The 11,871-nt window shown below is 65.3% G+C and carries 9 protein-coding genes and 1 pseudogene; 4 read left to right on the forward strand and 6 right to left on the reverse strand.

Going from position 1 to position 11,871, the window contains the following annotated elements; translation table 11 throughout:
• Positions 1 to 355: 355 nt before the first annotated feature.
• The gene (locus OWR29_RS48355; protein ID WP_438872716.1) at positions 356 to 718 is read left to right on the forward strand and encodes a ClpX C4-type zinc finger protein; all 363 of its coding nucleotides are present in this window, start codon (positions 356 to 358) and stop codon (positions 716 to 718) included.
• A 3-nt stretch (positions 719 to 721) separates the two neighbouring features.
• On the opposite strand, the gene ligD is transcribed toward OWR29_RS48355, so the two are convergent.
• The 3 genes from ligD to OWR29_RS39955 form a co-directional block, all read right to left on the reverse strand.
• The gene (ligD, locus tag OWR29_RS39945; RefSeq protein ID WP_267568768.1) at positions 722 to 1,906 is read right to left on the reverse strand and encodes a non-homologous end-joining DNA ligase; all 1,185 of its coding nucleotides are present in this window, start codon (positions 1,904 to 1,906) and stop codon (positions 722 to 724) included.
• A 52-nt stretch (positions 1,907 to 1,958) separates the two neighbouring features.
• On the reverse strand, positions 1,959 to 2,339 hold the full coding sequence (locus tag OWR29_RS39950) for a VOC family protein (RefSeq protein WP_324291306.1): 381 nt from the start codon (positions 2,337 to 2,339) through the stop codon (positions 1,959 to 1,961).
• 261 nt (positions 2,340 to 2,600) lie between these two features.
• On the reverse strand, positions 2,601 to 2,987 hold the full coding sequence (locus tag OWR29_RS39955; RefSeq protein WP_267568770.1) for a hypothetical protein: 387 nt from the start codon (positions 2,985 to 2,987) through the stop codon (positions 2,601 to 2,603).
• Between the two features lie 200 nt (positions 2,988 to 3,187).
• Here OWR29_RS39955 and OWR29_RS39960 point away from each other — a divergent pair, with 200 nt between their 5' ends.
• Positions 3,188 to 5,413, forward strand: coding sequence for an ATP-binding protein (locus OWR29_RS39960; protein ID WP_267568771.1), 2,226 nt, complete (start codon positions 3,188 to 3,190; stop codon positions 5,411 to 5,413).
• Positions 5,414 to 5,784: 371 nt separating this feature from the next.
• Here the strand turns inward: OWR29_RS39960 and OWR29_RS39965 are convergent, their stop codons facing one another.
• Complete coding sequence (locus tag OWR29_RS39965) at positions 5,785 to 6,720, reverse strand: hypothetical protein (protein ID WP_267568772.1); 936 nt, start codon at positions 6,718 to 6,720, stop codon at positions 5,785 to 5,787.
• Positions 6,721 to 8,278: 1,558 nt separating this feature from the next.
• On the opposite strand from OWR29_RS39965, the pseudogene OWR29_RS48360 reads away from it, so the two are divergent.
• Positions 8,279 to 8,572: pseudogene (locus tag OWR29_RS48360) on the forward strand (DUF6924 domain-containing protein); the annotation flags it as partial.
• 554 nt (positions 8,573 to 9,126) lie between these two features.
• Positions 9,127 to 10,332 (forward strand): helix-turn-helix transcriptional regulator, encoded by a 1,206-nt coding sequence (locus OWR29_RS39970; protein WP_267568773.1) that lies wholly within the window; start codon positions 9,127 to 9,129, stop codon positions 10,330 to 10,332.
• 228 nt (positions 10,333 to 10,560) lie between these two features.
• Here OWR29_RS39970 and OWR29_RS39975 read toward each other — a convergent pair whose 3' ends face one another.
• Positions 10,561 to 11,085, reverse strand: coding sequence for a sugar O-acetyltransferase (locus tag OWR29_RS39975; RefSeq protein ID WP_267568775.1), 525 nt, complete (start codon positions 11,083 to 11,085; stop codon positions 10,561 to 10,563).
• A 246-nt stretch (positions 11,086 to 11,331) separates the two neighbouring features.
• Positions 11,332 to 11,715 carry a hypothetical protein gene (locus OWR29_RS39980; RefSeq protein ID WP_267568776.1) on the reverse strand — a complete coding sequence of 128 codons (384 nt, stop codon included), beginning with the start codon at positions 11,713 to 11,715 and terminating at the stop codon, positions 11,332 to 11,334.
• Positions 11,716 to 11,871: the final 156 nt, after the last annotated feature.

The following is an 11,871-nucleotide window of genomic DNA, read 5'->3' on the forward strand; positions in this document are numbered from 1 at the left end:
AATTGCGGTCGCTCGATATCGCGAGGAGCCGAGGGCCAGGCGATCGCCGGCCCGGCCAGGTCAACTCCCTCGCCGGGGTGGCGAGGCGGCGACGTGGCCGAGGTGGCGAGGCGGCGAGATGGCGACGTGGCCGAGGCCGAGGTGGCGACGTGGCGAGGCGGCGAGATGGCGACGTGACCAAGGCCGAGGTGGCGAGGCGGCGAAATCGCGACGTGGCCAAGGCCGAGGTGGCGACGTGGCCGAGGGCGTAGGACAGAGATGCGTACGGCGGAACCGACTTTCGCTTGTGGATTGTCAGGTATAGCCTGACAAACGTCAGGAGTGACCTGACGAAGCGCCAGCGCAAGGAGGCACCGTGACGACCACACTTTGTTGTTCGTTCTGCGCCAAGCCGAGTCAGGACGTCGAGAAGGTGATCGCCGGGCCCGGCGTCTACATCTGCAATGAGTGCGTCGGCCTGTGCAACGAAATCCTTCGCTCCCCCGAGGAAGATCCGCTTGAATCGGGTGCCCGCCTGTCGGTCTGGGAGCAGCGGATGACCGACGAGCAGATCCTCGATCAGCTGCCCCGCGTCGCGGCCGTTGCGGCTCAGACCGAGGCCAGCCTGCAACGGCTGGTGACCATCTTGCGGGAGCGCAAGGTGACGTGGGCGCGCATCGGCACCGCCCTCCGGATCACCCGGCAGTCCGCCTGGGAGCGGTTCTCCGGCGAGGAGTAGCCGTCAGGCCGCGCCGGACGTGGCGGTGCGGACGTCGACCAGGTCGCCCAGGTGGACGCCGGCCTCTTCGAGCAGGCGCTGGACGGTGGCGATGACCAGGCCGTCGATCACGTTGTCGCCGTGAATCAGGCGGTAGAAATCCTGGCGATTGCGGCGTACGGCTTCCACGCGCCAGCGGCCGTCGGGGGTTTGCATCGCGCCGATCACCGTGCCCTGTGACGGCGGCGGGATGGGCTCCGGCGCGCGGCGGATCGAGGACGGGGCGCGGTCGGTGCGCAGGCCGCGCCAGGACGGGTGGCGCAGGCGGCCGTCGGGGGTCCAGTTGCGGAAGGCGACCTCGCCGATCAGGCACGGCTCGACCCAGTGCGCGTGCCGGGCGTGTTCGCGCGGCACGCCTTCGACCGGCGGGGTCGCCCGCTTCAGCGCGGTCAGCTCCTTCTGCAGGTGGGTCAGGGCGGCGTCGCTGAAGCCGGTGCCCACGTGGCCGGCGAAGACCAGGCGGTCGCGCTCGTCGTGGACGGCCAGCAGCAGCGAGCCGATCGTGCCCGAGCGGCGGCCGGCGCCGGGCTTCCACCCGATGACCAGCACCTCTTGGGTCTTGATGAGCGGGACCTTGGTCCAGTCGGCCGAGCGTTTGCCGGGGCGGTATGGGGAGGCCAGCCGCTTGGCGACCACGCCTTCCATGCCGGCCAGCTCGGCCGCCTGCAGCACGGTGCGGCCGTCGACGTCGAGGAAGCGGACCGGCACCCGGACGTGTTCGCTGGCCAGGTCGAGGCCCGCCAGAATGTCGCGCCTGGTCGCGTACGGCTGGGAAGTCAGGTCTTGATCGTCGAGCTCGAGCAGGTCGAAGACGTAGAAGAGCACCGGCACGCTGGCCACCAGGGCCGGGCTGGGCAGCGACACGTGCATGCGTTGCTGCAGACGCGCGAACGACGGCCGATCGGTTTCGAGCGCGACCACCTCGCCGTCCAGCACCGCGCTGCGACCCGCCAGCAGCCCGGCCAGTTCGCCCAGCTCGGGATAGGTGCCGCTGATGTCGTTCAAATTGCGTGAGTACGCCTCCACGCGCCCGTCGCGGACGTCGGTGATCGCGCGAACCCCGTCGTACTTGAACTCGAACGCCCAGCCCGGACCGGCCGGCAGAGCACCGGCGGCCGCGAGCATCGGGCTGATCATGCTTCCAGTCATGCGCACAAATCGCGCCGCGGCAACCGGTACGCGGAAAGATCACCTAACTACATCACTGTAGTTTTCCCAGTTCAGGGGCCCAGCCTGGCCGTGGGATGAGGCAGAACGGGTGGCCGGCGGGGTCGGCGAACACGTAGTCGCCCGGCAACGAGGTGGCGCCGAGCGCGAGCACTTCCGAGGCCGCGGCGGCCTGATCGTCGACCATCACGTCGTAGTGCATCTGCTGCGGGACGGCCGGATCGGGCCAGGTCGGCCGCGGCTGGCCGGGCGACCGTTGAAAGGCCAGCCCCGAGGTCGTGTCGTTGTCGGCGACGACCACGAAGTCGTCGTCCTGGTAGGTGATCGGCTTACCGAGCAGAGCGCTCCAGAAACGCGCGGAAACCGCCGGCTCCGCACAGTCGAAGATCAGGTGGTGCAGCCGCCCGATGGACACCGTAGTCACCCCGTATCGGGTTGATTGACATCTCAGCTGCGGGAACCGCTCGACCAGCAGCGCGCCGGTCGAGCGGATCCCGCCTTGGTTGACGTGCAGGCATCGGTGATCAGGCTAAAGAATTTTGGTGATCGGCGACGCTCGCCCGGGACGTCGCACCGGGCCTGGGCCCCCGTTCGAGCGCTGTCCGGCGGGCTCCGGCTCGCCGAGGCTACCCGGACGAGAAGCGCCGCTGGTCAGAGGAGGCGCGGTCCGACCCGGTCAACAGAGCTTGACGTACCAGACCGCCGCGAAGTTGTAGACGGCGTTGTACTGGTCCGGCACGGAATCAAGCACGACCCGGCGGTTGCGGTCGAGGAACCTGGCATGCGCGCCACCGGTCTGGTTGTTCAGCCACGAGCCGACGCCGTTCCACTGGGTCAAGCTGTAGGTTCCGCAGCGGTACAGCTGGAACTGTTTGCCTGACCAGTAGGAGCCGGTCCAGAGGCAGACGTAGCCGTCGTTGCAGAAGTAGCCGGCGGGCACGCCGGCCACTCCGACGATGCCGGCGGCGTTGTTGTCGTTGGGGCCGGCCTGCGCGGCGGCCGGTGCGGCGACGGCGGCGATCGCGGCCGCGCACACCGCGGCCAAGGCGATGCGTAACTTCATGTGTTTCCTTCTTTCACGGCTTGCCTGATGGGGCTTGGCGGCGCGCGCGACCAGCAACACGACCCTGTCACCGGGGCCGGAAAGGTCACCAGGAAAAAGGCAGGCAATCCTTCGACGATGTCGGCCCGGGGAGGGGTAGCTTGCCCTTCTCCCCCGTCCGGGCCCGGACGCCATTGACCGACCTCAGTTAGTTTGGCGAGGTGACATCGACGGACATGGACGGCCTCGATGAAGATTTCCCATCATGGCTTCGACGCACCCGGGACACCCTGTTCATCACCCAGGAAGCCCTGGCCGACGCCGCTGGGCTGTCGGTACGGACAATCCGTTACCTCGAAGCCGGCCGGACCCGACCGCGCCCGCACACCCGCCACGCCATCAACACGGCATTCGCGCGGCTCACCGCACCGAACGCGGTCGCCGGGCCCGACGGCATCCCGGCGCCGGCCCAGCTACCACTCGGGCATGGTGGATTCGTCGGACGCGAGCCCGTCCTGCACACCCTCGACGAGATCGTTACCGCGGCGCAGCACAGGCCCGCCGTCGCGGTGGTCACCGGCGGTCCGGGCATCGGCAAGACGGCTCTGGCCGTGCACTGGGCGCACCAGGCACGGCCACGATTCCCCGACGGCCAGCTCTTCGCCGACCTGCAGGGGTTCAACGCGGCCGCGGCCCGAGCCGAACCGGACGAGCTGGTGCGGGGCTTCCTCGAAGCGCTCGGAACGTCGGTCGAACGCATCCCCCGTAACACGACCGACTGCTACAACCTGTACCGGACAATGCTGGCTGGTCGACGGGTGCTGATCCTGCTGGACAACGCGGCCGAGGCCGGCCAGGTGCGTCCGCTGCTGCCCACCACGGGCGGCTCGATGGCCGTGGTGACGAGCCGTCACCACCTCACCGAATTGGTCGCCGGTGACGGTGCGGCACCCGTGCCGATAGGCCCGTGCACACCGGCCGAGGCCCGAGCGCTGCTGACGGCCCGGCTCGGCGCCGCCCGCCTGGCCACCGATCCACAGGCCGCCGCCGAGATCGTCCGGCTGTGCGCCGGCATGCCGCTGGCTCTCAGTGTGGTCGCCGCGCGAGCCGCCACCTATCCCGACATCGCGTTGGCCGAGGTGGTGGCCGACCTCAAGGACAGTGCCGCGGTGAACGTCACCGCCGATGTCCAGGCGGCGATGTCCTGGTCGTACGCGGCGCTCAGCGAACCGGCAGCCCGGATGTTCCGGATCCTCGGCCTGCACCCGCATCCCGAGATCACGGCCGAGGTCATGGCGTCGGTCGACCGGTGCGGAATCCGCACCGCGCGGGCGGCCCTCGACGAGCTCGCCGACGCCAACCTGTTGATCGAGCGCCGACCGGCGCGCTTCGTCATGCACGACGTCATCCACGCCTACGCCGGTGACGTGGCCGGCGACAGCGTCGGCCCGGCCACCCGCAACGCGGTGCGACGGCGGCTGCATCAGTACTACGCCGCGGTCGCCGCGGCGGCCGTCGCGCTGATGTGCCCGCATCACCCGCTGGCCGGCCGAGATCACCTCGACGGTGCTGTGCTACCGGTGCTCGGTGATGCCCGCGACGCCGTCGCCGTTCTGTCCGCCGAACAGAATGTGCTGCACGACATCGTCCGCGACGCCGCCCACCGGGACGAGCCGGACATCCTGTGGCGCCTGGCCTCGTCGCTGTTCATCTTCAGCGATCGGCAGGGACGCTGGCGTACGCTACCTGCGCTCGCGCAGCACGCCGGCCGAGCCGCCCAGTTCGGCGACAGTCGCCGGCGTCTCGACGCCGAGCGGCTGTCCGCGCTGGCCCTCAGCCGCAACGGCGACCGGGAGGCAGCACGCCGGCGCCTCGAGACGGCCATCCAGCTCGCCGGCGACGCCGGCGAAGTTGCCGCCGTCGCCGCCTTCCACTTCGACCTGGGCATCCTTTACGACGCCGAGAATCGTCATGGCGAGTCGGCCCATCACTTCGATGAATCCCTCGACGCCTATCGCCGTGCGGGCGATCCGGCCGGCGAGGCAGCCGCGCTCAACTCCACCGGGTGGGCACGGCTGCACCTCGGAGAGCTGGGACTGGCACTCGACCACTGCCGCCGGGCGCTGGTCCTGCACGGCCTCACCGGCAACGTCCACGGAGAGGCCTCGACCCTGGACACGTACGCACTTGCCTTGCACCGCAAAGGTGACGCCGAGCAGGCGGTCGACGCCTACCGGACCGCGCTCGAACTCATGCCCGCGGTCGGCGACCGGCATCTCGAGTCGACAATCCTCGAACACCTCGGCGACGCCTGCGAATCAGCGGGCGATCTGGTCCACGCTCGTGCCGCCCGACACCAGGCATTGGCGATCCTCGACGACATCAACCCGGACGCAGCCCTTCGATTGCGCAGCCGGCTTCGCCAGTCGGCCTTGGAGGGCCGCTGACCGCCTCCGGCACGACCAGATTCGCCGACGCAGTCAACACTCGGCACGTCCGTGAACTGGACACCCGCACCGGCGGCGATGGCCAATCCGGAGAACGGAACTCGAGGAACCGCAAGCAGCAGACTGGGCCGGTCGCGGCGGTGGGGGCTCCATAGGCCCGGTCGCCCTCAACGAAGACGACTCAAAACCGGCGGCGAACGAGCGCACGGATCTGCCGATGAGCGCATGCCTTGAGCATGGTGATGCCCCGCTCCTCCACTAGCACCTCGCCGAGCTTGGCCGGGTACCTGCCGTCGCGGTCCAGGATGAGGTACTAGAGCCAGCGGCTGGCGTCGTCAGAAGAGGCTGTTTTGGCATGCGATTGACAGGGACTAGGAGCCGTTCAAAGATCTGAGGTGCTCTTTGAACGGGTCGAGCTCGACGGCGTAATCATGCCGCCAGCGCGTAAGGTCCTCCTGCGTCACGCGATTTCCCAGGACGTTTGACAAATGTTCGATCAGGAACTGATCCGTTCGTTCAGCTTGGAAGACGACACTTTGCTGCGAGATTTCGAATTTGCGCAGGAATTCCAGTCGGAGAGTCTGATACAGGAAAGAATCGGCTGAGAAGCGGAACGCGGGCGGGAACTCGGCCGCACCGGAGGCTGGGTTGTGCAGCCATGTCAGAAAAAGCGCGTCATCGGTAAATTCGTAGCGATACACCGACGAATAATCGTCGTATACCATCTCGATCGGACAAATGTGTCGGCAGTCGAACAGTGCTGTGATCGCCATCGCCAAATGTGTGCGCACAAGGTCCTGCATCGCGGCGGGACTCAGTCCACTCATATGGGGCTGCGTGGACTGGTCGACCGCTCGCTTCGCCACGGCTCGAGGGTTGGACGGATCCAAGATAATGACTTTGACTTGCTGGGGCTTATGAGCCACCGTCTGTAGCCGGGTGGCAAGGTACCAGGCGCTTGGTCCCCGAAAACCGTACGACATGGTCCTCGTCATGCTCGTGGTCAGGTCTAGGTTGAAGTCACTCTGGAATCGGTGTGCGGCATTCGGGTTCGAGTAGGTGGCCGCAGGAATGAACATCGGCCCCAGCGCCGACACTTGTTGAACTAATGCAGCAGTGGCCTCGTTCATGGACTCGCGAATGTTGTCGTCGATGGAGCGCTGCTGCACTCTTTCCAGAAGAACCGTGAAAACAGTCGCGAATATTACGCTCGCTATCAGATTCAGGCCGATGGACGACAATATCGTTCCAGTACTCAGCTTGTCGTCCGCCAAGACAAGTCCCACGCCGACCAGAATGGTTGTCAATACCGCTGTCGCTGATGCGTAGTTAATCAGCGCTTGCCGGAGCTTCTTCTGATCGGCGATAGTTTCAGTACCCCTTCTCCCCGCATGTCGAGAGATGACTCGACCTCCCTCCATGTGCGTCAGCGGCTCCAGCCTATGGAGCGCACGCTCATTTCTCTAGAGGGGGTGTTCACGCCCCGCCCGTCGACACACCCGGGCCTTGTCCCCGGGTGCTGTTCGAGTCATGCTTCGCGCGCCGGGTCGTGAGGCTCGCGGCCGATTATTGGCTACGCAGGTGTCGCGCGTATGGGACCCGCCCCGTCCGGGCACCGCGGGCATCGCCGAACCGGCGCAGGTCCTTAGCTTCATTCGCAAGCAGGCGAGGGCACCTTCAGATCCCACGATTAGGATCAGTGCGCGGATTTGCCGCCGACAAGGCGCGGTCGGGTGCCCGCCGACGCGATCAAGAGCACGAGGCCGGGAGTCCGGCGCGGACGAGTGCATCCTGATCTGGACGCGTCAATCGGCGCGTCTGCGGTGTCGGCCGCTCGTCACCGCTGTCGTTTCGTCCTGCCAGCCGTGCGACCTGCCGAAGTGCACGTTCACCGACCGGTACGTCGGGAGCCGGGTCGTCGACCGTTACGCGCAGGCCGGGAACTGCGGGGTCGGGTCGGTTGATCAGCCGGTCCGTCAACGGCACCAGGGCTGGAAAACGACACCGTAGGCGCTGCGGGACGCGACGACGTTAGTGGCGGCCAGTGCGACGCCGTGAACTGGGTCCCAGTGACCGGCAGGGCGGGCGTAATCTGGTCGAGCAGGCGTTGCGCTGTACTGGCGTCGATCTCGCGGCCGGCGCTGAGGCGAACGCCGGCCGCGGTCGCCAGGTCCCAGATATCGTCGCTGGTGAAAACATCAGCTGCGAGAGCATTCAGCCGCCGCGCGAACTCCTGGACACTGATCAATTTGCAGTCCCATCGTCGGATTGTTGATCCACCGTAGCCCGCCTCCGGTCGGTGGTCCCCGCGCCCACCGTCCGGGCCGCTGGTGAATTACCGGTGTGCCGTCCCCGGCCACCAATAGACGAAGGTCGTGATCTCCACCAGCCACGCAGCGGACTCGAACTCAACGCCCGGGACGGCCTTTCCGTAGTTCGGGTGCACCGGCCGCTCACGCTGACGCAGGCCGAGTGCCGCCCACGCAGACGCTCAGTCCTGGATCACAGACGGCAGTTCCTCAAAGGGAAGCGTCACGGCAGCGATGATCCTTCCCGCGGCGCCGAGCGCATCCCGATTAACCTGATCCTTGAGGCATGGCGGCCCGAGACGCCCGGACAGCACGCCTCGCGTGACCCGTGGTCTGCCACCGGGCCTATCCATAGCCCTCACCGGACGGACGCCTCCGTGCATCATCCGTCATGCCGGCGGACGGCGCCGACACGCGGACATGCCGATGAGAGCGCGTTCGATGCTGCCGGGTTGGCCTTACCCTCGCGTTCGTGGACAAGCGCATGTGGCAGCAGCGTTCCGACGTCTCTCTGGTCATCCGGATCGACTTCGCCCGCCCGTAGGAATGGACAGAGACCCAAGCCGCGATCGTTGAGCCACAGACGGAAGAAGGCTTCGCTACGATCGTTGAGTTCATCGATGATCGTGCCTACGAAGGGATCACGCCGTCGCAGCTCCTGAAGATGGTGTCCTCAGACTCAGACAATGCCGTAGCCTTCCTCGTCGACGCGAAGGCACTGGCCCACCCTGACCAGCCGATCCTGGTAGTCAACCTCTACGACTACGTTGAAGGCCTGACGGACCAGGGCAAGGGGCCGCAGTACGGCACCACTTTCCGAGTCGTCCCATCCGAAATGTGGCCCCTTTAGAACAACCTGACCATTTCGAACATGGATTGGAAGAATTTGCCGTCAACGCGTTTGGCGACGGCATCTTCCGCGGCTTCGAGTGAACCAAGGTCGTACGTGCCAGATCCCCGGGCAGGGCGGCTGATGTCCGGTCGCGCCGAAAAGGGTGCGTCGACAGGTCGGCGATGCCGCCGAGCGGAATGAGCATCCGGCCCCCGGTGCGGCAAGAGCAGAGCTTATTCGCCCCACCTGAGGGCGGGCTGGACATCGACGCGGCCCATTGCGCCCGTTTTGTGATATTTATATGCGCATGCCTATCGGTTCGATCTCCGATAATCCTTTTGCCTTCTGGTCAACCACGGCACCATCGATGAGTGTCCAGTCGCGAAGGTCGTGAGCAGCAGGCGCCTGTTACCCGCGTCGCCCCTGCGTCATCAGAACTGACTCCGTTGCCAACCAAACGGCTCGGGATACGCATCGGCCGACCCCGACAGAAGACTGCAACGAACAGGTCGCCCGGACACAGAATTCTTAAGATGTTGGTCAGTCCAGGATTCGTCCTTACTGTCTCATCTTTGTCGGTAGCGATCGTCGGCGGTTCGTCCATTTGGTCGATCGTGTCCGAGCGCAACGGCCCACAAAGCCCCATCTCCTATGACGCATCCAACCCCACCGTATTGGTAAGACTGTCACTGGAGGCAATGAAGCCGGATGGTTCGCCGCCGACGGCTGCAGCGGAAATTTCGCTCATCCTAAGCGGTTTCAAGCAGCCTCCCTTGGACTCGACTGAAGAGTCCTCGGCCACGCTATCCGGGATCGGAGACACGAAGACCTTCGATCTGTTATATGACGAAACTAATGACGAATACTATTCAACCGACAGTCAGAGCGATGAATTCAAGCTATCCTTGGGTGTACCCCCCAACTATCCGTTCGATTACTATAGATTCTGGCTGGAACCGGAGGTGCAGCTAGAAGGGCCGATCAGTGAAAATCTTCCGAAGCGGAGACTCTTTCTGCTTTGGGTTACCAATGAAGACATAGGGTCGACTTGGGAAATTGATCGCAGGTCTTTTAGCTTTGAAGAATCCGAAGAATCGATCGTGAGCGACGCTGAATCGACGTATGGGTTGCATGAGCAGATCAATTTGACGTTCGAGCGTCCAGTGCCACACCTCATCTTTATATTCTCCGTGGCCCTATTGCCGCTGCTCATTGCGTTAGTCCTGTTGAGCCGCCGACTCAACCCTTCGGTGGCAGCGAGCGACAATACCAGCCCTTTGGAGTTGGCGTCGGCAGCGTTGGCTTTGTTGGCGCTTCGCCAGGTGCTGGTGCCAAGTGACATCCGCGGCTTTACGCTATTGGACCGCGTTCTAGCCTTTGAGTTGACGCTTGTCATAGCAATTGCTGCTTCTAGCCATCTATGGAAAAAGCTCGACTCGTTGCCACGGACTGCTCACCCACCTGCCCGTAGCGCACCCGCAAGCGCTCGGAACGGCGACGCCGATGCAACAGGACGCTGCGCGTTTAGATACGACAGCAGATCCAACGGCTCGAATGCATCCGATCCTGATCCTAGTGCGGAATGGTGGACGACGACAGATGTCGCGACCTTTCTAAGTGTACGCCCAGCCACTGTGAGCAGATACCGCGGAGAGGGCCGAATGCCATCGCCAGAGAATACGAATGCCGACTCATGGGCATGGAGGCCGGCCACGATCATCGAATGGAACGACGCTCGGCGGCGCTCCCGCGCCAACTCACGCAAGCGCGATGACTGAATCGAGCCGCGCCTTTCGACAGAGACCGCACCTTGCCTTCAGCGCGTAAGATGCGACTCGCGTCAGTTCGGTTTGTTCACTCTTTGGCGGCGACAACAGCTGCAATATTTGCGCCCAGTGACGGCGTCAGAGTAAGCCTCTCATCTCACAAAGCACATATCCAGGATCGGCGTCTAATGACGCCAGATGACTTACTCATCTGCCGCGGTCCGGGCGCTCAGAACGCGGTTACCAGGTTCGACGCACGGTTGCCTTGCTGCCCGTCACCAGACTCGCTGGCGGGACGTCATCGGCGACGATCGAGCCGGCGGCTACAACGGCATCGCGGCCGATGCTGACGCCCGGAAGTATCATCGCGCCGGCGCCGATCCACACGTTGTCGGCCACGTCGATGGGTGCGCCGGTCAGCCATCCCCGTCGGTGTTCCGGATCCACTGGATGGCCGACGGTGATGAACGTGGCCTTGGGGCCGACCATCACCCGGTCGCCTAGCCGGATGCCGGCATAGTCGAGGAACGTGCAGTTCTGGTTGATGAACACGCGCTCACCGAGCTCCAACCGGAGGCCATGGTCGGTGTAGAACGGGGGATAAATCGTGGCCTTGGCCGGCAGCGGTCGGCCGAGGATTTGCTCAAACAACGCAGCTTTGCCGGCTTCGTCGTCGAAGGGCAGGACATTCAGCCGGGACGTAAGCTCGGTCGTTCGCACGACCCGCTCGATCATGGCCTGGTACTCCGTGCTGTGGATACGCATGAGACGGTCCCTGGACATCCCACGATCCTTGCAGGTGTGGCGATGGCCCCATCAGACGCCCTGAGCGTCGGAGGGTGCGGTCTTTCCTCGACCCTGGCGTCAGTCCGACGCACTCTCATGCCACGTCGAGGGCGCTGGCGCTCTTGGCGGCGGTAACGCACCGTGAGTTATGACCGCCTCTTCTGTTTCCGCGTTAGGGCCCGGCCGAGGTTTACCCGGGCGGCGCGTGAATCGCTCGGCGGGTTGCTAGTCCCCGACCGGGCGTTCTCCGGGCTCGGACATGTCAGCGCCCGCGTCGACGCAAGCCTGGCGCATCGTCTCGGCGTTCGGGGCGTTGCGGATGGCTTCGGTCTTGGCTTCGTCGGCCCGCTGCTTGGCGTCTTCAAACCGCCCCATGCCACCGGCCAGGAACGCGTCGAGGAAGCTGCACGCGGTCCCGCCGTAGTGGTCGGCCGCTTGCAGCGCCTTGTCCCGTTCGATAGCGGTGCTATTGCTGGCGCCAGCACCGAACGAGACGATGCCGCCGGCGATCAGGGCGACGATGACGGCAAACAGCACGGCCAGCGCGCCCACAATGGCCAGCACGACGGCGGACAGAGGTACGCGGCGACGGGTGTCAGTGGCGCCCATGTCCCGGACAACGAGCGAGCGCGGCCACCGGGGACGGTGACCGCGCTCTATCTGCCTGTTCGGTCAGTTACTCCCGGCCGCGGCGTCGTACCGATGACGGCCGCCGGGTGAGCTCGCCGCCTCGAGCCGCGGGGCGACGTACAGCAGCGTCGCCCT

The organism is Paractinoplanes pyxinae (genome assembly GCF_026626335.1).
Classification (GTDB): domain Bacteria; phylum Actinomycetota; class Actinomycetes; order Mycobacteriales; family Micromonosporaceae; genus Actinoplanes; species Actinoplanes pyxinae.

Excerpts from the sequence above, each read along its gene's own strand:
- OWR29_RS39980 (WP_267568776.1), bottom strand. The coding sequence starts at position 11,715 with ATGGGCGCCACTGACACCCGTCGCCGCGTACCTCTGTCCGCCGTCGTG.
- OWR29_RS39975 (WP_267568775.1), bottom strand. The coding sequence starts at position 11,085 with ATGCGTATCCACAGCACGGAGTACCAGGCCATGATCGAGCGGGTCGTG.
- ligD (WP_267568768.1), bottom strand. The coding sequence starts at position 1,906 with ATGACTGGAAGCATGATCAGCCCGATGCTCGCGGCCGCCGGTGCTCTG.
- OWR29_RS39955 (WP_267568770.1), bottom strand. The coding sequence starts at position 2,987 with ATGAAGTTACGCATCGCCTTGGCCGCGGTGTGCGCGGCCGCGATCGCC.